Genomic DNA, 20,298 nt, shown 5'->3' on the forward strand with positions numbered 1-20,298 from the left:
CGACGCCACCGAGATGCCTCCAAAAAACCCGTCGTCCAATGTGGACGGCGGGTTTTCTTTTTCACCCCGATCCCGGCCGTGCGCGGTCAGAGGCTTACTTTCAGGGAGAACACCGGCGTGACGGAAGGCATCAGCCGGGGCACGCGCTCGTACCGCGTCTCGCTCACCCGGGTGAGGCTCCAGTCGACCACGTTGTCGCGGTTCAGCACATTGATCACGTCCACGCTGACTTGAACCCGCGCGGTGCCAACGGAACGGGCGTACGTCATGCCCAGATCGAGCTGAAGATGCGCCGGCAGGCGGTGGTCGGGCGCATCGGGTTGGGAGAGGTCGTACGGCGGAAACGCCCGGGAGCCGGCATGGGCATTCAGCCAGTCGTAATACGCGCGCCGGAAGCCCCACTGCCGCCCCCAGACGCCCTGCCAGCGGGCGCGCACGCTGAGATCGGAACCGATGAAGCGATCGCTCGCCAGGGTGAGGCGATGCGGCTCATTCCACGGGGACGTCACCTCCTCGCCGCCAAATCGTGAGGGGTAGGTGCGATAGGATGCGCTGTAACTATAGGACAGTTCGTGCAGGAAGCGAGTCCCCTCCCATTCGAGGTGCATCCCGGCCCCGTACGCCCTGCCGCTGACCGGCTCGATGAAGTGGGCGTGTCGGGCGTTTTCGGGGATGGGCGGCCCCAGCCCGAGCAACGTCGGATAGTTGATGGCGAGCAATACAGGCTGCCACTTGTGGTAGAGTTCCAGACGCATCCGCAGGGCATCGACCGGCGCCCACAGGAACTCGCCGGCCAGATGATAGGCCCGCGGAAGCGGAAGCGTCTCATCCACCGGATACCAGAAGCGGACCGAGGGCGCGAGCGCCGTGGGCCCGACGCTGCTCAGATCGAACTCGCCGACAAACTGACGGTACACGCCGGCGGCCAGGCGGGCGGCATATACGGCGCCGCCAGCGGCAGCGACGTCGTAGCGCAGCGCGACACGGGGTTCGAAGAAGGCCGTCGACTGATCCGGCAGGTACGAGCCGCGCAGTCCGAAATCGGCCTGCATATGCATCCCGATCGACCGGCGATGTTCGAGGTACCCCGCGATGAGCCAGCTTTCGGCCAGCGCGTTGGTCTGCTGGAAAAACGGCGTATTGAGGCGGATGGCGTTGGAGCGATAAATAGCTTCGAGCCCGCCTTCGATATGGTCGGTGGAGGAGAGGCTGTATTCGAGCGTACCGCCGAACCCGGCTTCCGAGATCTCGTTGCGGTCGCGGGATAATCCACCTTCCGTCAGACTGTCCTGCAGCGCTTCGATGCCCGAGGCGCCGATCAGCTGCTCATCGACCAGACCGTAGTCGTGCGACATCGTGTGCCTGCTCCCGCGCACGCGCACGCCGGCCAGAAGCCGCGCGTTGGCGATCCACTCATAGCGGAGCTGGCCGTTGCTGTTGCTCCAGTCGTAGCGGTCGCGCGTGAGCAACAGGTGGGGCGATGTGGCGGCATCGATCGTCGAACGGACATCCGCCACCAGATCGGTCGACAGCGCGTTCGCTCCCCGGTAGCCTGAGACATAGAGCCGGCTGAAAGGACCCGTTTCGAGCCGGGTCGCCAGATGGAGGTCGGAAAAGGAAATCGAGGGCGCCTGCGTCCTGGGCGCATAGGTGGACGAGCCGTACGGCTGCTTCAGGAACTGCTGCGTCAGCCCGGGGTCGACGGCATTCCATTCGTCCATGATCTGGTTCAGCGTCGGAGCGCTGTAGACGTCCCACAGCGACTCGCGCACGGCGACCATGAAGGGGCCCTTCACCCGCGAAGAAAAGCGAAGCGCGCCATCGCCCCGCACGTTCAGGCTGAGCGGATCCACCGAGGCGGTCAGAAACGCATCGGCGGAGCCATCCAGCCGATGCTCCGCCTGGATGACGCCCGAGAGCTGGCTTCCGTACCGCGCGCCGAAACCGGCTTTCTGGACGCTGAGACGCCCGATGGAAAGCGGGCTGAAGGCGCCCAGAAAGCGCCCCAGCGCCACGGGGCTGAATACGGGAACGCCATCGAGCTGCATCTGGTGCTCGCTCGCCTCGCCCCCCTGGATGTGCAGATCGGCCAGCGGCGAACGGAGCGCCACGCCGAGAATCTGATTGATGGCCCGCGTCACGTCCGACGACAGGCCGCCGATGGCCTCGAGCGAGGCCGGGTTCGCCTCGCCCATGCCGATGGTGCGCGACGGAAGACGCTGCTGCAGGCCGTTCACGACGATCGGGTCCGAAACGATCGTTTTCGGTTTCATGTAGATGAACGACCGGGCCTCGCCGCCGGCCGGCACGAAGATGCTGTCCAGCACCGGCTGATAGCCGACATACGTGGCCGAAATGGCATGCCGGCCAGGAAGCAGCGCGGCAAAGCTGAACATGCCGGATTCGTTCGTCGCGGTGCCGGTGGCCGCGTCGGCGAGCACGACGCTCGCATACGGCAGCGGTTCACCCGTCTCGCTATCGATCACGATGCCGGCGAGTTGACCGTAGCGGGGCCGCTCGAGCACCGCTTCGCGCAGGACGTACGTCCCGGAAGAGAGGCGATAAAAATCGAGCCGGGTGGGCTCGATCAGGCATCGCAAAACCCCCTCGGCGTCGGTAGCGTCCTTGACGCAATAGGTTTCGATATCGCGCACCAGGGCGGGGTCGTAGAGGAGGCTGAGCTGAGTTACCGTGACCAGTTCCTGCAGGGCATGTTCGAGCGAGGCGCCGCGCGCCATGACCTCGTATCGGCCGTCTTCCAGCGCCCTGATGTGCATCGCCGCCGGCGCGGGCTGCGCAACGGCATCCCGCGCCGGCAAGATCGATGCGGCAACCAGAAGCATCGCCGCCATCCACGCCGCCGACACAGCGTGCAGGCCTCTCGTCTCGATGTCCATCCTCAATCCGGGTAATACAACCTCATCGGTACACTTCGTATCCGCGTACCGTTTTCCTGAACTTGAGTCCATGCGCCGCGCAGAGGTCTCCAAGGAGCGTCTCGACATGGGGTTCCGACCGGTAATATACGATCTGGAGTTGCGGGTCGATGGGCGTACGGAGATCGATCTCCACGCCGTACTGGCGTTCCAGCTGCATGAACGCCGCCGCCAGCGGCTCGCCCAGGACGGAGAAACCGTGCTGGCGCCAGTTGAGCACGATATCGAGATCGTCGTCCATCCGGATCGCTTCATCCCGCTCGCCGGAGACGATCCGGACCGACTGGTTGGCCAGCAGATCGACGTCACCCGGGGCCACCCGGACATGCCCCGACCGGACCGCCACACGGGTGTCGTGGGCGGGGCTTCCCGGCCAGCTCTTTACGTTGAATTCGGTACCGAGCACCTGAACCCGCGCATTGAAGGTTTCGACCTCAAAGGCCCGGCCGTCCGAAACGACGGTAAAAAACGCCTCGCCCTCGAGATGCACCCGGCGGGTCTCATCGCGCGAGAAGAGGCCGCGCCCCAGGCCGCGATCGAACGTCAACACGCTCCCCCCGTTCAGCTCAGCCTTGGAGCCGTCGGGCAGCGACACGGCGAGCGTCTCGCCGGCGCTGGCCGCGTAGCGCACCGGCGAAAACAGGCAGATCCCCACGAGCAGGCACACCGTCGCCGCGACGGCCGCCCAGACAGGGCGCCTGAGCCGCGCGCGCTCGGCAGGCGGTCGCGCCGGCCGGCGATCCGGACGTGCCGGGGTGGACTCGTCCTCCGAAAAAAGCGAGGCGGAGACGCGGTTCCAGCCGGCAACCGCGTCCGGGGGGTTTACATCATAGGAGGGCCGGACGGTCCCCAGAAGCTGCCATACCTGTTCCAGCTCCTGACGATCTTCGGGCTCTTCCCTGGCCAGTTCCCTGAGGAGTTCCTCAGGCAGCCGATTGGCATCCGATCGATCAGCCTTCATGACTCAAGAGATTAGGTTCATAAGCGCGAATCCGGTCACGAATGTGCTTTAGCGCTTTAACCAGGTGATTGTTGACGGTCCTGGGGGATATCTCCATCAGGGCGGCGATTTCATCGTGGCTCAACCCATCGAACCGGCTAAGCGACAGCGCTTCGCGCTGACGTTCCGGGAGTTCGTCGATCCAACGATGAAGCATCGTTTCCAGCATATCCGAGCCTACGACCTGGTCGGGCCGTACGACTTCCGATGAAGCATAGTCCGACATAGCACCGTGTTTGGCTTCGCGACTCTTCGTGTCGCGATGGTGGTTAAAGGCCAGATTCCGCACCATGCGATAAAGGAGGGCCTTCAGGGAACGGTCGGGATCGAGGGTATGCCGCACCTCCCACAACTTCGTAAAGACATCCTGGATGATATCCAACGAAGCCGCCGTGCTCCGGGTGAACGTCAGGGAATAACGCACCAGCGCATCGTGGGTGGCCTTAAACACATCCTCAAACGCTTTCCGATCCGATGCCTTGATTTGTCGGCACCAGACTGAAAACTGTTCTGCAGATTCCATATCTATCGAATTAAGGCAACGTATGGCGGCGGGCAGGCGCCCGGCTGTCGGTGTCCACAGCACCCCGCATCAGCCGGTGCGGGGCGTTCTTCGTTGCTCTGTGCGTACTACACAGTCTGATTCTCGAATGACTACCGCAAGGACGCGCGCGAATTTGGACCCGTCGATGCGGGCGGATCGAGGCGCCGGCCGCACCGTGGAACAATCGCCCTCCCCCCTCCTACAAGGCGCGATGGCATCATTTCTGATCCCTGGCGCCAGGAAGCGCCGCAGCGTGCCGGCATGACGCGCCATGCGCCGGAAACGCCGTCCGCGCGGAATCTTTCTCCTCATCAAGCTCCGCTGGTATGACTGCAGCCCAGACCTCTCCGATAGCCGACTCCGCGATCATCGACCCGTCCGCAACCCTCGGGGCCTACTGCGTGATCGGCGAGCATGTACAGATCGGGCGCAACTGCCAGATCGGACATCACGTCGTCATTCACGATGGTACGAAGATCGGGGACAACGTGCGCATCGACGACCATGCAACGCTGGGCAAGCAGCCGATGCGCTCGCTGAACAGCGCCGTGACCCAGGCGAAACGACAGCCGCCCCTCGTCGTCGGAGACGGCTGCCTGATCGGCGCCGGCGCCGTGCTCTATGCCGGCTGCACGCTGGGCAGCCACGTGCTCGTCGCCGACCTCGCCACCGTCCGTGAAGACGTAACCGTCGGCGACTACACCATCCTCGGCCGCGGCGTCGCCGTCGAAAATCGGTGTACGATCGGGCGCTACTGCAAGCTCGAAACGAACGCCTACCTGACGGCCTATTCGACGCTCGAAGACCGCGTCTTTGTCGCTCCGGGCGTGCTGACGAGCAACGACAATTTCGTCGGGCGCTCCGAGGAGCGCTTCAAGCATTTCGCCGGCGTCACGATCCGGAAAGGCGGCCGGGTGGGCGTGGGCGCCGTCATCCTGCCGGGCATCGAAGTCGCGGCGGACTCGCTGGTGGCCGCCGGCGGCGTCGCCACGCACGACACGGAATCGCGCAGCGTCTTTGCCGGCGTGCCGGCCCGCCGCTTCAAGGATGTGCCGGCGGATCAACTCCTCGAAAACCAGGGCTGGGCCGACGTCTAGCCGGCGCCCCTCCCCCGAACTTCTGCTCACATCAAGCCAGCATCGGCATGAACGATATACAGATGGTCGACCTCAGCGGGCAACTCGCCGCCATGCGCGGTGAAATCGATGCCGCCATCGCCGAGGTGCTCGACTCCACGCACTTCATCAAAGGCAAACCGGTCGGTCTGTTCGAGGCCGAACTGGCGGCTTATCTCGGCGGTCAACACGCCATCGGCGTCGGCAACGGCACCGACGCGCTTCAACTGGCGATGATGGCGCTCGATCTGCAACCGGGCGATGAGGTCATCACGTCGGCGTTTACCTTCATCGCCACCGCCGAGGCCGCGGCGCTCCTCGGGTTGGTCCCGGTCTTCGCCGATATCGATCCGGAAACGTTCAATATCGATCCCGCGCGCATCGAGGCGCTCATCACGCCCCGGACGCGGGCCATCGTGCCCGTCCACCTCTTCGGCCAGCCGGCGGACATGGACCCTATCCTGGCCCTTGCGCGCCGGCACGGGCTGCGCGTCATCGAGGACAACGCCCAGTCCATCGGCGCGCGCTACCGCGACCGGCAGGTCGGATACCTGGGCGACCTGGGAACGCTCTCGTTTTTCCCCTCGAAAAACCTCGGCGCCTATGGCGACGGCGGCGCCGTCCTGACCGACGACGCCGGCCTGTTCGAGCGCGTTCAGATGATCGCGAACCATGGCTCGCGCCGGAAATACTACAACGAAGTCGTCGGCATCAACAGCCGGCTCGACACGCTGCAGGCCGCGATCCTGCGCGTCAAGCTCCGTCATCTCGACGCGTTCGCACGCGCGCGGCAGCGCGCCGCGGCGCGGTACGACGCGCTCTTCGCCGACTGCCCCGCGATCGTGACGCCGTCGGTGGCCCCGGACCGGACCCACGTCTACCACCAGTATACGATCCGCATCCGCCCCGACGGCTACCGGACGCGCGACACGCTGGCGCAACACCTGAAGAGCGCCGGCATCCCGCACGCGATCTATTATCCGACGTCGCTCCATGAGCTGCCGGTGTTTCGCGAGGCCGGCCGCGCCCGCTGGGAGGATCTCTCCCACACCGAACAGGCCGCCGGCGAGGTAATCTCGCTGCCCATGCACACCGAACTGACCGAAGCGCAACAGGCCTACATCGCGCAGCACGTGCTCGCTTTTCTGCACGACGCGCCTATCCCCAATAAACAGACGGTCTCCGTAACACCGTGAGCAAAAAACCTGTCGCCCTCGCCCAGGTCGGGATCGGTTACTGGGGGAAAAATCTCTATCGCAACTTCGACGCGGTACCCGATGCCCGCGTCATCCAGCTCTGCGACGTCGACGAGGGGATGCTGGCCTCGTACCGCAAGAAAGACCCGGAGCTGCACACGACGACACGTTACGAGGAGGTGCTCGCGAACCCCGACGTGGACGCGGTGATCATCGCGGTGCAGACGCCGATGCACTTCGATTTCGCGCGGCGGGCGCTGGAGGCCGGGAAACATGTCTTCGTCGAAAAACCCCTCGCGCAATCGGCCGAGCAGGCGGAATGCCTGGTGCAGCTGGCGGAGGCGAACGACCGCCGGCTCATGGTGGGGCATCTGCTGATGTACCATCCGGCCTTCAACTACGTCCGCGACCTGATCCAGCGCGGCGAACTCGGCGACGTTCGGTATCTGTACAGCGTACGCGTAAACCTTGGCATCGTCCGGAAACAGGAGAACGCTTTCGAAAGCCTGGCGCCGCACGATCTGTCGATCGCCCTCCAGTTTCTCGATACGCGGCCCGTCGCGATCTCGGCGACCGGGCAGGCTTTCCTGCAGGCCGGCGTCGAGGATGTCGCGTTTGCCACCGTCTTCTTCGAAAACGGCAAGCTCGCGCACCTGCACACCAGCTGGCTCGACCCGCACAAGATCCGGAAAGTCACCGTCGTGGGCAGCCAGAAGATGGCTGTCATCGACGACACGGAAAGCACCGAAATGGTGCGTCTGTTCGATAAAGGAGTGACCATCTCCGCCGGCAACCCGCAACTGCCCTACGAGAATTACTCGGAGGCGATGGCCTACCGCACGGGGGATATCGTCATCCCCAAGATCCCGATGCAGGAACCGTTGCGGATCGAATGCCAGCACTTCGTCGACTGTGTCCGGACGGGCGCGACGCCGCTGTCGGACGGGCGCAATGGCCTGATGGTCGTTCAGCTGCTCCAGGCCGCACAGACCTCGCTGAATCAGAGCGGGGCGTGCGTGTTTCTTTGAGTCGCGCCGCCTGAAGCCGGCTGCCGGGAGGGTGGTCGCGCACCCTCGCGCCCACCCTCCCGGCACCCTTCGACTTATCGCACGACGACGGAACGCGAAACGACGCCGGCCTCCGATTTCGCCTGCAGGAGATACAGCCCCGGCGCCAGCGGTTCACCCGTCGACCGCCCGCGCCACGAGACGACCTGAGCGCCGGCGGGCAGCGGGCCCTCGTGGATGAGCGCGACCTCGCGCCCCAGCACGTCGTACAGCGCCATGCGGACGGTCGACGCCGTCTCCAGGTCGATCGGGATCGACAGCGCCTCGCCGGCCCCCGGCCGGTACGGGTTGGGATACGGAACGCCCAGCGCGCCCGCCCGAATCGGGATTTCTTCGGTCCCCGTCGCGACATACCCGTCGAGGCGCACCGCCATCCGGGTCAGTCCTGCCCCCACCGCAACCCCGTAGCGGAGGTCCGCCGGCTCGATGGACGCCACGCGACCAAGGCGCAATAACGGGTACGAGCCCGGGGCGAAGGCCCCGCCATCGATCCGGTAGATCAGGACGCGTGTGAGGCCGGCGGCGTCCACGCGATGCACCAGGGCGATCGCCTCGCCGCGCGCGACTTCTTCCATCATCACCTCGGCCAGCGCGTCGGGCTCGTCGAGATACAGCGAGAGCTGGATCGCGCGCACCGGTTCGTCGTGCGCGGCGCGGAGGAGCAGCCCGCCGGCAATCGCCTCGGCCTTCACGTCGAACACACCCGTCCCGCCCGCAGCCTGCTTGCCGGCGGGGGCCGTCTCGAGCGGCGGCACGGCGCCATCAGGCCAGGCGCCGAGGACGATGGCCTGCGCCAGCACCGTCAGGTCGCGTACGTCGAGCGCGCCGTCCGGCGCGGCGAAGGGGAATACATCGAGGCTCGCGATCTGGCCGGCGTTGGGCACGATCCGCTCCAGCACCGCATCGATCCCGAGCACCAGATCCAGCACATCGACCGCCCCGTCACCGCTCGCATCGCCGCGACCGCCGACACCCAGCGCGGAGGCCGCGATCCCCGTCGAGCCGCCGGCGGCGTTGTGCGCGAAGGTGAGTACGGTCGCCTGCGCGCCAAAGACGGTGGCGGTGGGCGTGAACACGATCGTAAACGCCTGCGAACCGCCCGGGGCGACGGTCGCCGACGCCGGCGTCACCGCGAACAGCGGGTTCGAGGACGTCACATTCCCCACGACGAGGTCCGCCGTGCCGCCCGGGTTGGATACCGTAAGCACCGCCTCGCCGGCCGCGCCCACCGTGACGGACCCGATGTCGAACGAGGTCGCCGAAGGCACGAACTCCGCCGCGCCCGTTTCGGGAAGCGTCACCGTGTGCGTCGCGAGGCCGAGGCCCAGGCCCGCGTCGTCGCCGGTGGGCACGGCCAGCGCGCTGACGAGCCCGGATAGCGTCAGCACCGTCTGCGCCGCGGTGGTGCCGGCATTCGCGCGCAGGCGGAGGGTGAGGACGGGGTCGTAGGCGCCGTCCGGGAGGCCGCCGGCGCCGCTGTTCAGCAGCACGACGCGGGCGGACGACCCGTCGGGCTCCGCCGAGAGCTGCCATTGCGCCGCGTCGGACACGGCCGCGCCGCGGAGGACCTCCACGAACGAAACCGTGGCCACGTCCCACCCCAGCGAGAACTGGACGCCCTGGAGCGAGAGCGTGTTGCGGAAGTCGATGTAGACATCCACATCGAACGTCCCCGTCGCGTCCGCCGCGCCGGCCGCCTGCGAGAAACCGAACAGGTTGCCCTCGGCCGAGCCGGCGATGGTGATATCGTCGATGCGGACGTTCGAGCCCGTGCTCGTGCCGCCGGCGGCGTCGAACCGGAGCACCACCTGGGCTGCGCCGAGGAGCTGCGCCGGCACGGCCATGCTGATGAGCTGGTAGCTGCCGTCGGTGGCCGGCAGCGCCTGCCCCGCAGCGAGCAGGGTGATGCCGAACGTGGCGCCGCCATCCGTCGACGCCAGGACCGTGAGGGACGCCTGGTCGTAGGTCGCCGTACGCCGGGCCAGGTAGCTGATGGTCCCTTCGGTCAGACCGGAAAGGTTGACCGTCGGGGTGGTCAGACTCGCCGGCGCGGTCCCCTGGATATACAGGTTGTTGAGTCCGGAGCCGGTGGACGAGACGCTGGCGCTGGTTTCCCAGACCCCGGCGGCATCCGCCCAGCCGGCCGGCAACGCCGGGGGCGTCGCGCCGTCGAAATCCTCGAAAAAGAGCTGCGCCGTCTGGCCCGTGGCGGACGCCGCCGCCAGATGAAGCCCGAGCAGCAGGCAAAACGCACGTATGAAACCGATTCGCATGGTATTCCTCGCAAGGCTGGTTAAGGGTAGCGAATACTTACCTAGACCCGAACCGGCGGCCCGGCATAACGCCCGAGCCGGCGTTTTGCCCGATCTTTTTTCACGGTATGTCCGTTGCATAAACGGCGGCGCGTCTGGCACTCCTGTCTTGCGCCGCCCCCCTACGCCGCGACGCACCTCGGCCCGATTATGGCTTCGCGCCGGGCGTCGTATCCTTGATCTGCTCCCGATGCCTCTCACCGTAAACCTGAAGCCGGAATTGCCGGAGATCCTTCCGCCAGCCGCACCGGCCCCGTGCCGTGGGCTGACGCGGGCGCTCGCGGTTCGCGGCGCGGCCATCCTGGCGCTGTGCGCACTCTGGGCCGCGCCGGCGTCCGCGCAGCTACGCACCCCGTCGTATTCGGCCGGCCTCTTCGCCGCCGGCGCCGGATCCGACCCGTTGCCGTACTACCTGACCGCCAACCGTTTCGGGGTCGTCGACCCGTTCGGCGTCAACGCCGGGTTGCGTGCCGGAGCGCACGCGCCGTACGATGGCGGTCGGAAGCTCGACTATGCCTATGGCATCGAGGGGATCGCGCGGGCCGGCGAAACGATGACGGCGCATCTGCACGAAGCGTATGTGCGGGGCCGCTACGGTCCGTTCGAACTCAGCGCCGGCCGGTGGGAGCAGACGCTCGGCGTCGTGGACCCGACGCTCACCGCCGGCTCGATGATCTGGAGCGCCAACACCTCGCCCCTCCCCCGCGTCACGATCGCCATCCCCCGGTACACGCCGATTCCATGGACGCATCGCTTCGCCTTCATCCGCGGGCATCTGTCGCACGGCTGGTTCGAGGACGATCGTTTCGTGCGCGACGCCCTCCTCCACGAGAAATCGTTCTACCTTCGCCTCTTTTCCGAGAAAGCGCCCATCCAGCTGCATGGCGGCGTGACGCATGCCGTGATCTGGGCCGGCACGCATCCGAACTACGGCAAGCTCCCCGGCGGGATCGCCAACTACTGGCGCATCTTTTTCGTGCAGGAAGGGAACGAGGAAGCGCCGGAGAATGAGATCGTCAACGTGCTCGGCAACACGATCGGTTCGTACGACTTCAGCGTGACCATGCAGGTGCTCGGGCTCGACTGGCTCATCTACCGGCATTTCTACATCGAGACGGGGCCTTCGCTACGCTACCGCAATCCGTGGGACGGGATGTGGGGTTTCAGCCTCAAGCGGCAGGATCGGCGCGGCATCCTGACCGGTCTGCTCTACGAACACGCCAACACGAAGCGGCAGGGCGCCCAGTACAGCGAGGGCGAGCCGTTTGGGGTGGACAACTACTACAACAACGTGCTGTACCGGGGCGGCTGGGTGTACCACGGACGCACGATCGGGCTGCCGCTGCTGGCGGCGGACGGCCGGCGTTTCGGTGTCGTCAACAACATCGTGCTCGCGCACCACGTGGGCATCGAGGGCAACCCGGGAGGCGGCTTCAGCTACCGCGCGTTCATGACCTACAGTCGCAACTACGGGGCGGACCAGGTGTTCGAGGCGCCCGACAGCTTCCGGTTGGTCAGCGGACGCACGGACCGGCTCGATCAGTATTCGATGCTGTTCGAGTTGACCGGGCCGCTCTGGCCGGCGCATGGTCTGTCCTTCACCGGGGCCGTCGCCGTCGACGCCGGGTCGCTGTATGCCCGAAACGCCGGCGTGCTGTTCGGTGTGACGTGGCGCGGCCCGTGATCCCTGTCGGGGCTATTTCGCCCGCATCCGATTGTTGCGCGCGTTGTGTTCCACCTCGGCAAGGCCCAGCACTTCCATGAGCGGCGGGATATACATGCCGAAGCGGCCGCGAAAGCCTTTTTTGAGGCCGTACCAACCTCCCACCGGATTTTCGGCCGACCGCCCCCAGTGTTCCACGGTCCCCGGGGTCGCTTCCTGCTTTTCATCCTTGCTGCCGAGTTCCATCCAGTCTCCGTGCGCCTTGAGCATGGCGTGCAGATCGGCCAGGCAGCGATAATCGTAGTGCAACACGGTGCTTCCTACGGTGCACACCAAGATCTCGCGGCCGTCCTTCACATCGACATACATCGTGTAGTCGGAGGTACCGGGAGGCGTTTTCAAACGCCAGGGATTGTCTTTCCCACGCTTTTCCATATGAAAATCCGGTTATACCGCGCGTTCAGCGGCCTGTTTGAGGTCCATGGCAAATTGCTCGAACAGCGCGTCGAACGGCGGGATGAAACGGGCGAACAGGGGGAATAACGGTCCGCCGATCCGTTCATCCATGGTGAACCGCACGCCGGCCGGCTCGTCCGTCAGGGTGAAGGTACGCCTTCCGTTCGCATCGCCCCATACCATCCGGTGTTCGGGTTCGAACGTCTTGATCCAGAGCACGAACGTGCGTTTGGGGTCGAGCGTGGATGTGAGCCGTATCGCACTCCCGGGTTCGATGCGGTTTTCGATGGATAACACCGTAGAATTCCAGGCCGGATATTCCGGCGCATCGGTCAGCAACGCCCAAACGACCGAGCGTGGGGCGCGGATGACGATCGAAACGGCCGTCGTACGGCTGAAGAAGGTGCGGGTGGTGCTGGCTTTTCCGTCCTGCATACATCCAACCAGGTGCTGTTTGTGAAACCGTCCTATTCATAGGACGAACGAGCCGCGCCAAAGGATAGGATGTCAGGCCGGATCGTCCAGGTATTTCTCCATTACCTTCCGGTTATGTTCGAGGTGATGCAACTGCAGGGCCGCGCCGTCGGACGCGAAAGGATCGATCTGGCGGACCATCTCCAGGCGCAGGTCGAACAACGCCTCCTTCGTCGGTATCCGCGGTCATCCGGAGCACAAACCCGCGCAAGTCCGTGCGAAACGACTCGAAGGCGGTTGCCCGTTCTTCAGGTGTCATACACACCCATCAGGCAACGACGGCGCCCGGTTCCACAGCGTCAAGGGGTATTGGGCTTCACGTGCGCAAAGATAACCCGCCACTGCCACTGAGACAAGCCGCGTTGCCCCCCTCACTCGTTCACGCGGTAGTCCACGACCTCGAGTTCGATGTACGGATACGAACCGGACGCCGCGTGCCACACGCCGGCTCCCCCGTGCATGACGCGGCGCCCGCCGAACGCGCGGTAGCCGGTGATCGGGGTCGACCAGCGGGTGGGGGTGAAGGTCTTGCCGTCCGGCGAAGCGAGCAGCCGGTCGTCCGAGATGAAATCCACGAGGTCGCCGGCGTCGTCGACCACCAGCACCGCGCTGACGGTGTGGGCGCCGATCGTCAGGAAGCCCCGCGCCGACCGGTCGTCGAGCGCTTCCCACCGGATGCGGGGATTCGCCAGCCCCGACGGCGCCAGCAGCGCGATGTCGTTGAAGATGGTGACGGTCTCGGCCCGATTCATCTCGGGACCGCGCGCATCGACCAGCGGGAAGAGCGAGAGGAGGCGAACGCGCATCGAGGCGGTTCCCGCTTCAAACCGGTGCAGGACATCCACCGGCACCCCGCGCTTGGAGGCCCGGAGGTGAAAATAGCGGCTGTCGTCGTCGATGAAGTTGACCTGCTCGGCGGTGAAGGGCATCCACGGATCGTCCGGCGCGCCCCGGATGCGGCCCTGCCAGACGACGCGGACGCTCCGGATGGCCGGCTGGCCCGTGACGCCGACGGCATGCAGGTACCGCTGGATGGGATCGGGGAGCGGATGCAGATCCGCCTCGATCACGAGCGGCGCGGCGACGGACGGCGTCGGGTGCGCGGCGATAGCGCGCCGGTACTCCGCCTCGAAACTGAAAGGCCCCTGCGCGACGAAGCCGTACACGCCGGCGGCGAACAGGAGGATATTGGCGAGCGTGCCGAAACGGGCATCGCTCCAGGCCGACACGATGACGATCTGGGAGAGCAGGGCGGCCACGATGGCCACCATCCCCCACGCCCGCGGAGCGACCGCAAGGAGCACGGCGGCCCCGATCACCGCCACGCCGGCGACAAGCCAGAGCACCCCCATCCCCTTCGAAATCGGCAGCTGGAGTTGGGGAAGTTCGGCGTAGCCGAACGCTTTGGCGAACCCCATCAGATGGATCAGCCCGTGCAGCACGAGCAGCAGGATGAAGCCGGCGCGCATCGTCGTAGCCCGTTTTTTGCATCAAGCTACGCCCCGGGCTCGTTCGCGGCTGTCAGGGCAGGATGACACGATCCGCCGGCTGCGGACGGGCGTCCTGTGAGGTCTACCCCGGCAGGCGCCGCGCTCGCGCGCGGATCAGGTCCCGCTCGGTTGCGGCTTGCGCTTCCAGCTCAGGATGCCGGCCGAGACGAGCGCGAAGAGGAGTCCGATGGGCAGCGGCTCGAGGAAGGTGAAGGCGATGTTGACGAGCGGATTGCGGTACATCTCCTGAAACCGGGCCATCTCCGCAGCCCGGGCCGCGATCTCTGCTTCCGTCGCGCCGGAGCTGCGCTCCTTTTCGAGGATGAATGTGGCGTATTGATCGCCGAAATCGGGCATGAGCTGGTAATAGATCAGCTCCCATGTCGCCACGTAACAGCATATCGCCACGGCCATGATGGCGAGGGCGACGACGAGGGCGCGACCGAACGAGACGCGGCCGCCGGCCACCGTGTCGCGGTAGGAACGGACGCCGAAATAGATCATCAGGAAGGCGAGCACCATCGTCGTGTACCCGATGACGGCGCCCCGCTCGAACCCGATCTGGTCCTGGAACGGAATGGTGAGCAGCATCATCGCCGCCATGATGGCGCCGGCGATGAGGCCGAAGGTCAGTACGATGTTGCGCATGGCAGAAGCAGTCTGGTGAACGATGCCCGAACCTAACGCTCCTCGCCGGGCCGGCGCGTCACCCGAACGGGTGATTCGACAGAAAACGCCCCTAGGGAATCAATTTCAGCGCCCGGCCCTGCTGGACGGCCTGCGTCCGCCGGCTGGCGCCGAGCTTCTCGAACACCCGCTTCGTATGCGTCTTCACGGTGTTCTCGCTCACGAAGACACGCTCGGCGATCTCCCGGGTGCTCAACCCTTCGGCCATCAGTTCGAGGACTTCCAGTTCGCGCGGGGTGAGCCCCAGGGACGCGACCCGATCGGCATCGCGGACAAAATCGACGGGCGCGGGCACCTCCACCTCCCGGATCACGACCTTTTCCCTCCGCCCCGTCAACCTCAGGCCGAGCCAGATCCCGAGGCTCGCAAAGACCGCCGCTACCAGTCCGCCATAAATCTCCACCGAGTGCTCGATGACGAGCCACCGGTACTCGATGAATTGCAGGCCGGCGATCAGGACGCCGGCGAGGAGACCATACAACAGGACGTGTTTGCGCATGCGGTCGCCAGGCAGCGGTGCCGGTATCCGGCGTGTACGAACGGGGAATCCGCACCGCTTGCACGCGAAGCGCCGGCCGAGGTTGCCGGGCTCAGATCAGGCCCCGTGGCTCCGCGCGTCGGCCCGCGCGGCGTCGGCGTCTTCCGGTTGCGCGATCTCGATCACCACGCTGCCGCGTTTCCGGCCCGTGTCGACGTAGCGGTGCGCCTCGGCGGCGTCCTCCATCGAATACGTCCGGTCGATCACCGCCCGATAGGCGCCGGCCTCCGCCAGTTCGGCGAGTTGTGCGATGTATTCCGGCTTTTCGGCCGCCGGCCCGGCGATCACCGTCTTGTCCGTCGTCATCGAATACCAGGGCGCCGACAACATCCCCGGCAGTTCGGACATGATGAGCAGCAGCCGGCCGCCCGGCGCCAGCGATCCCTTGCTCACCGGATACGGCGCGGTTCCTACCGTGTCTACGATGACATCGTACGTCTTCCCGTTTTTCGAGAAGTCCTCCTTCGTATAGTCGATCACCTCGTCGGCCCCGAGGGAGCGCACCAGATCGGCGTTGCGGCCGCTGGTTACGCCGGTCACGTGCGCGCCGGCGTGTTTCGCGAGCTGGACGGCCGCTGTTCCCACGCCTCCCGAGGCCCCTACGACGAGCACGCGGTCGCCGGCCTTGAGCACGGCCTTCTTGTAAAAATGGAGCATCGTGGCGCCGCCAAAACTCAACGCCGCGGCCTCGTCGAACGAGAGATTCGCGGGCTTGGGTGCGATGGGTCCGTCCTCGGCCAGGGTGCGGTACTCGGCGTAGGCGCCCATGCCCGCACCGCTGAATGCGAAGACGGCGTCGCCCGGCTTGAACCGGGTCACCCGCTCCCCGACGGCCTCCACCACGCCCGACAACTCCGTCCCGAGGATGGACTGCCGGGGCTTCGTGACGCCGAAGATGAGCCGGCCGACGAGACCAAAACCCGCCGGCAGGTCCAGGCTCCGCGCCCTCCGGTCGCCGGCGGTGACGGTCGTCGCGTGGATGCGGACGAGCACTTCGTTGTCGGCGGGGGTCGGGGTCGGGACGTCCTGGATCCGGAGCACGTCAGGGGATCCGTAGGCGCTGTATACGATGGCTTTCATGGCGCTGGCCTGGCTTGTTTCGGGGGAATCGACATGAATCCCTACGGAGGCAACCGCGGAAAGGTTGTGCCTACCGGGCATCCGTGGGCGGCGCATCGGCCGGCAGCGTCATCAGCAGCGTCGTCACCCCGTCGTCGCCGGCCTCGACGGTCAACGTGCCGGCATGGCCGTGCGTGACGATATCGTAGCTCAGGCTCAGCCCGAGCCCGGTCCCGCTGCCGGCGGGTTTGGTGGTAAAAAAGGGCTCGAAGATGCGGTCCCGGACGTCCGGCGGGATGCCCACGCCGTTGTCGCTCACGCGGACCTCGACGCCGGTGCCCGCGGAGCGGGTCGCGAGCCCTACGGTGGGGACATAGTCGGCGCCGGACGCGGCGGCGCGCTGGCGGACGGCGTCGAACGCGTTCGACAGCAGGTTGTCCATGACGCGTTCGATCTCCCCGGGCACGAGGGAGACGGCGACGATCCCGTCGTCATGCCGGCGTTCGATGACGCACACGAACCCGGGATATTCCCCTTGAAACCGGTGATAGACCCGCTCGGCAACGCGATCGACGAGGGCAGGCACATCGGTAGACTGCCGGCGCCCCGGCTTCATGCGCGCGTGTTCGAGCATCCCGTCGACGATGCGATCGGCGCGCTGCCCATGCGTCGCGATGCGCTCGACGTTTTCCCTCACATCCCGCATCAACATATCCACCTCGTCTTCGTCGTCGGCCGCCTCCCGCTCCGGCCCCTCGCGCACGGCCTCGCGCAGTTCGCCGATCAACTCGATGGTCAGCTTCGCAAAATTGTTGACGAAATTGAGCGGGTTCTTGATCTCATGCGCGATGCCGGCGGTGAGCTGCCCCAGCGAGGCCATCTTCTCCGAGTGGATGAGCCGCGCCTGGGTGGTCTTGAGGTGCGCGTGCGCCGCTTCGAGTTCGGCATGCGTGCGGCGCAGGATGTCGTGCGACCGTTCCCGCTCGATGCGGAGCAGGCGATCGCGCTGGTAACGGGCCAGCGCCGCGATCGCGCCGGCGAGCAGCAACCCGAAGCCCGCATAGGCCCAGCCGGTGCGCCACCAGGGCGGGTGGACGGTCATCGTGACGCGGGCCCCGGCCTCGTTCCAGACCCCGTCGCTGCTGGCGGCCCGCACCCGGAAGGTGTACCGCGCGGGAGGCAGATTGGTGTAGGTGGCGCTCCGCCGCGTGCCGGCCTCCACCCAGTCGGTCTCATAGGGTTCGAGCCGGTACTGGTACCGGTTCTGGCCGGCGTTCTTGTAGTGGAGCGCCACGTAACCGAAGGTCACGGCGTTTTGGTCGTGGCGCAGGTCGATCGTCTCGGTCTGTGCGATGTGGACGGCGAGCGGCGAACCGGGTCCGGGCGTGACGGACTGGTTGAACAGCTGGAAATCGGTCAACGCCACCTGCGGCGGCAGCGGATTCGTGGCGAAGCGCGACGGGTCAAAGGCCGTGACGCCGGCGGAATGACCGAAATACAACCGGCCCGTTCGGGGACTCCGATACACGGACGTGCCGCCGCTGAACGCGAGCGACGCGAGGCCGTCGTTGGTATCGAAGGTGCGGAAGGTCGCGTCTCGGGGGTCGAAGCGGACCAGGCCCCGGTTCGTGCTGAGCCAGAGCATGCCGGCGGCGTCTTCGAGCAGGCCGCCGACCATGTCGCTGGGCAGGCCGCTGTTGGCCTCGTCGAAGTGCTCGAAGCGTCCCGTGGACCGATCCATCCGGGCGAGGCCCCCGGTCGTCCCGATCCAGAGCGTCCCCGCCGCGTCCTCGAGTAGGGCGCCGTTCCATATCGGCCTCAAGGTGGCCGGATCGCCGGCGTCGTGCAGAAAACGCGTGAACCGGCCGGTGACCCGGTCCAGCCGGCTCAGTCCGCCGCTGGTCGCCACCCAGAGCGTGCCGTCGCGGTCTTCGAGGATCGACCACACCGTGCCCGGGCCGAGCGTGGTCGCGTCGTCGGGTACGCTCACGTAGCGCGTGACCTGCTCCGACGCCGGATCGAACCGGTTCAACCCGCCCTCCGTGCCGATCCATAGCAGGCCCTCCCGATCCTCCAGCAAGGCATAGATGGCGCCGGGCGTCAGGCTGGCGGGGTCGCCGGCATCGTGCGCGTACAGGGCAAAGGCTTCGGTGGCGGCGTCCATCCGGATGAGCCCGCCAGCCCAGGTACCCATCCACAGATCGCCCGACCGTACCTGCAGGATGCTCGTGATCATGCCGGTAGCCGAACTGAACACCGTGCCCTGGTCCGGATTCCAGGATGTCCGTTCGCCGGTTTCGAGATCCAGCCGGGTCAACTGGCCGAGCGAACCCATCCAGAGCCGGCCGGCGGCATCCTCCAGCACGCCTACCACCCCTCCGGGCGTCCCGGGCTCATAGGTCACGAACCGCCCGCCCGACGGGTCGAAACGGACGACGCCCTGGTCCAGGCTGCCCAGCCACACGCTGCCGGTCCGGTCGGCCAGGATCGTCAGCAGCTGGTTGGTGGGGAGTTCGTCCGGGCCGCCGGCGGCGCGCGCGAAACGGCGGTACTGGCGGCTGGCGGTGTCCAGCCGCAAGAGGCCCTGCCCCACCGAGGTAATCCATACCACGCCGGGCGTCACGGGGTCGTTGGCGAGGTCGATCACGAACGCGCCGCCCAGATCCAGCATTTCGGCCGCGCCGGTGCGGGTATCGAAGCGAAGGAGGCTGCTCGCATTCATGCCCGGGTTGACGCGGACGATCCAGAGGATGCCGGCGTCCTGCGGATCCTCCATGGTTCGGTGCCAGATGACCTGCCCGCCCGGACGGTCATCGATCGCATACCGGGTGAATCGCCCCGGACGCGTCGGATCCATGCGATCGAGCCCGGCGGACGTACCCACCCACAGCGTGCCGGAGGCGTCCTGGAACACATCCAGCACGTGGTCGCTGCTGAGGCTCGCCGCGTCCTCCGGATCGTGCCGGTAGCGAACGAAGCGGCCCGGGGCGTCGCCCTGCATCGCGCTCAGGCCCCCTCCCCAGGTGCCCACCCACAGCCTGCCGGAGACGCCGACCTCGAGCGAGGTGACGTTGCCGGGGGGAAGACTCGCGGGATCGCCCGGCTGATGCGCATACCGCCGGACGGTCTCCGTCGCGCGGTCGAACCGATCGAGCCCCACCCGCGTGCCGATCCATAGGTACCCGTCGGCATCTTCGACCATCCTGAAGATCGTCGGGTCGTCGTCGATCGGGTTCAGGGGATCGTTTTCGTAATAGGCGTTCGCCGAGATGGACGTCGAATCGAACGGATCGCTCCGGTAGGTCGTGAACGAGATCCCATCGAATCGATTGAGGCCGTCGTAGGTCCCAAACCACATGAAGCCCAGGCGGTCCTGCAGGATGCTGGTGACCGTGCCGTTGGACAGCCCCGCGTTGACGCCGAAGGGCTCGAACCGGGGCGGCGGGACGTCGGTCTGCGCCTGGATCGGGCCGGCCGGAACGAGCAGGGCCAGAAGAAGAGGCAGGATGGGGATAATGGATGGGGATGATGGATGCAAGATGGGGACGGTGGATGGGGGATAGGGATGCGGGATGGGGGATAGGGATGCAAGATGCAGGATGCGGGATGCTGGACCGGGATGTTCGATGCTGGACCGGGATGCTCGATGCTGGATGCGAGATGGAGAAACGGGATGGGAGATGCAGAGTCGGCATCCTGCATCCCACATTCCGCATCCTGCATCAGGACTGTTAACAAAAATGGCTGTGCGCACTCTATAA

At 66.3% G+C, this 20,298-nt stretch carries 16 protein-coding genes; 4 read left to right on the forward strand and 12 right to left on the reverse strand.

Going from position 1 to position 20,298, the window contains the following annotated elements:
* Positions 1 to 86 precede the first annotated feature (86 nt).
* Genes R2834_05245 through R2834_05255 form a run of 3 tightly spaced genes read right to left on the reverse strand, consistent with a single transcriptional unit; the run spans position 87 to position 4,459 of the window.
* Positions 87 to 2,897: a TonB-dependent receptor gene (locus R2834_05245; GenBank protein MEZ4699713.1), complete on the reverse strand. Its 2,811-nt coding sequence runs from the start codon at positions 2,895 to 2,897 to the stop codon at positions 87 to 89.
* A 22-nt stretch (positions 2,898 to 2,919) separates the two neighbouring features.
* On the reverse strand, positions 2,920 to 3,897 hold the full coding sequence (locus R2834_05250) for a FecR domain-containing protein (protein MEZ4699714.1): 978 nt from the start codon (positions 3,895 to 3,897) through the stop codon (positions 2,920 to 2,922).
* On the reverse strand, positions 3,887 to 4,459 hold the full coding sequence (locus R2834_05255; protein ID MEZ4699715.1) for an RNA polymerase sigma-70 factor: 573 nt from the start codon (positions 4,457 to 4,459) through the stop codon (positions 3,887 to 3,889). The genes R2834_05250 and R2834_05255 overlap by 11 nt, the downstream gene beginning before the upstream one ends.
* A 347-nt stretch (positions 4,460 to 4,806) precedes the next feature.
* Here R2834_05255 and R2834_05260 point away from each other — a divergent pair, with 347 nt between their 5' ends.
* From R2834_05260 to R2834_05270, 3 genes are read left to right on the forward strand one after another with little or no spacing between them, the layout of a single operon-like run.
* Positions 4,807 to 5,577 (forward strand): acyltransferase, encoded by a 771-nt coding sequence (locus R2834_05260; protein ID MEZ4699716.1) that lies wholly within the window; start codon positions 4,807 to 4,809, stop codon positions 5,575 to 5,577.
* A gap of 47 nt (positions 5,578 to 5,624) precedes the next feature.
* On the forward strand, positions 5,625 to 6,791 hold the full coding sequence (locus R2834_05265; GenBank protein MEZ4699717.1) for a DegT/DnrJ/EryC1/StrS family aminotransferase: 1,167 nt from the start codon (positions 5,625 to 5,627) through the stop codon (positions 6,789 to 6,791).
* Positions 6,788 to 7,819: a Gfo/Idh/MocA family oxidoreductase gene (locus R2834_05270; protein MEZ4699718.1), complete on the forward strand. Its 1,032-nt coding sequence runs from the start codon at positions 6,788 to 6,790 to the stop codon at positions 7,817 to 7,819. Before R2834_05265 ends, R2834_05270 begins: the two co-directional genes overlap by 4 nt.
* A 74-nt stretch (positions 7,820 to 7,893) precedes the next feature.
* On the opposite strand, the gene R2834_05275 is transcribed toward R2834_05270, so the two are convergent.
* Positions 7,894 to 10,131 carry a hypothetical protein gene (locus R2834_05275; protein MEZ4699719.1) on the reverse strand — a complete coding sequence of 746 codons (2,238 nt, stop codon included), beginning with the start codon at positions 10,129 to 10,131 and terminating at the stop codon, positions 7,894 to 7,896.
* Positions 10,132 to 10,360: 229 nt separating this feature from the next.
* Here R2834_05275 and R2834_05280 point away from each other — a divergent pair, with 229 nt between their 5' ends.
* Positions 10,361 to 11,854 carry a capsule assembly Wzi family protein gene (locus R2834_05280; protein ID MEZ4699720.1) on the forward strand — a complete coding sequence of 498 codons (1,494 nt, stop codon included), beginning with the start codon at positions 10,361 to 10,363 and terminating at the stop codon, positions 11,852 to 11,854.
* Positions 11,855 to 11,866: 12 nt separating this feature from the next.
* Here the strand turns inward: R2834_05280 and R2834_05285 are convergent, their stop codons facing one another.
* The 8 genes from R2834_05285 to R2834_05320 form a co-directional block, all read right to left on the reverse strand.
* Positions 11,867 to 12,268: a hypothetical protein gene (locus R2834_05285; GenBank protein MEZ4699721.1), complete on the reverse strand. Its 402-nt coding sequence runs from the start codon at positions 12,266 to 12,268 to the stop codon at positions 11,867 to 11,869.
* 12 nt (positions 12,269 to 12,280) lie between these two features.
* Complete coding sequence (locus R2834_05290) at positions 12,281 to 12,724, reverse strand: SRPBCC domain-containing protein (GenBank protein ID MEZ4699722.1); 444 nt, start codon at positions 12,722 to 12,724, stop codon at positions 12,281 to 12,283.
* Between the two features lie 72 nt (positions 12,725 to 12,796).
* Complete coding sequence (locus R2834_05295; GenBank protein MEZ4699723.1) at positions 12,797 to 12,925, reverse strand: hypothetical protein; 129 nt, start codon at positions 12,923 to 12,925, stop codon at positions 12,797 to 12,799.
* Between the two features lie 209 nt (positions 12,926 to 13,134).
* On the reverse strand, positions 13,135 to 14,232 hold the full coding sequence (locus R2834_05300) for a DUF6544 family protein (GenBank protein ID MEZ4699724.1): 1,098 nt from the start codon (positions 14,230 to 14,232) through the stop codon (positions 13,135 to 13,137).
* A gap of 135 nt (positions 14,233 to 14,367) precedes the next feature.
* The gene (locus R2834_05305) at positions 14,368 to 14,901 is read right to left on the reverse strand and encodes a DUF4199 domain-containing protein (protein MEZ4699725.1); all 534 of its coding nucleotides are present in this window, start codon (positions 14,899 to 14,901) and stop codon (positions 14,368 to 14,370) included.
* Positions 14,902 to 14,992: 91 nt separating this feature from the next.
* A complete protein-coding gene (locus R2834_05310) occupies positions 14,993 to 15,439 on the reverse strand; it encodes a helix-turn-helix transcriptional regulator (GenBank protein MEZ4699726.1) in 447 nt (148 codons plus the stop codon).
* Positions 15,440 to 15,535: 96 nt separating this feature from the next.
* Positions 15,536 to 16,558 carry an NAD(P)-dependent alcohol dehydrogenase gene (locus R2834_05315; GenBank protein ID MEZ4699727.1) on the reverse strand — a complete coding sequence of 341 codons (1,023 nt, stop codon included), beginning with the start codon at positions 16,556 to 16,558 and terminating at the stop codon, positions 15,536 to 15,538.
* A 70-nt stretch (positions 16,559 to 16,628) separates the two neighbouring features.
* Positions 16,629 to 20,075, reverse strand: a complete 3,447-nt coding sequence (locus R2834_05320) for a two-component regulator propeller domain-containing protein (protein MEZ4699728.1) — start codon at positions 20,073 to 20,075, stop codon at positions 16,629 to 16,631.
* Between the last annotated feature and the right edge of the window lie 223 nt (positions 20,076 to 20,298).

This window comes from Rhodothermales bacterium, assembly GCA_041391505.1.
Taxonomy (GTDB): Bacteria; Bacteroidota; Rhodothermia; order Rhodothermales; family JAHQVL01; genus JAWKNW01.

What these genes read in the sequence shown, in the direction of transcription:
- R2834_05245 (MEZ4699713.1), bottom strand. Translation starts at nt 2,897, where the DNA reads ATGGACATCGAGACGAGAGGCCTGCACGCTGTGTCGGCGGCGTGGATG.
- R2834_05250 (MEZ4699714.1), bottom strand. Translation starts at nt 3,897, where the DNA reads ATGAAGGCTGATCGATCGGATGCCAATCGGCTGCCTGAGGAACTCCTC.
- R2834_05255 (MEZ4699715.1), bottom strand. Translation starts at nt 4,459, where the DNA reads ATGGAATCTGCAGAACAGTTTTCAGTCTGGTGCCGACAAATCAAGGCA.
- R2834_05260 (MEZ4699716.1), top strand. Translation starts at nt 4,807, where the DNA reads ATGACTGCAGCCCAGACCTCTCCGATAGCCGACTCCGCGATCATCGAC.
- R2834_05265 (MEZ4699717.1), top strand. Translation starts at nt 5,625, where the DNA reads ATGAACGATATACAGATGGTCGACCTCAGCGGGCAACTCGCCGCCATG.
- R2834_05275 (MEZ4699719.1), bottom strand. Translation starts at nt 10,131, where the DNA reads ATGCGAATCGGTTTCATACGTGCGTTTTGCCTGCTGCTCGGGCTTCAT.
- R2834_05280 (MEZ4699720.1), top strand. Translation starts at nt 10,361, where the DNA reads ATGCCTCTCACCGTAAACCTGAAGCCGGAATTGCCGGAGATCCTTCCG.
- R2834_05285 (MEZ4699721.1), bottom strand. Translation starts at nt 12,268, where the DNA reads ATGGAAAAGCGTGGGAAAGACAATCCCTGGCGTTTGAAAACGCCTCCC.
- R2834_05290 (MEZ4699722.1), bottom strand. Translation starts at nt 12,724, where the DNA reads ATGCAGGACGGAAAAGCCAGCACCACCCGCACCTTCTTCAGCCGTACG.
- R2834_05300 (MEZ4699724.1), bottom strand. Translation starts at nt 14,232, where the DNA reads ATGCGCGCCGGCTTCATCCTGCTGCTCGTGCTGCACGGGCTGATCCAT.
- R2834_05305 (MEZ4699725.1), bottom strand. Translation starts at nt 14,901, where the DNA reads ATGCGCAACATCGTACTGACCTTCGGCCTCATCGCCGGCGCCATCATG.
- R2834_05310 (MEZ4699726.1), bottom strand. Translation starts at nt 15,439, where the DNA reads ATGCGCAAACACGTCCTGTTGTATGGTCTCCTCGCCGGCGTCCTGATC.
- R2834_05315 (MEZ4699727.1), bottom strand. Translation starts at nt 16,558, where the DNA reads ATGAAAGCCATCGTATACAGCGCCTACGGATCCCCTGACGTGCTCCGG.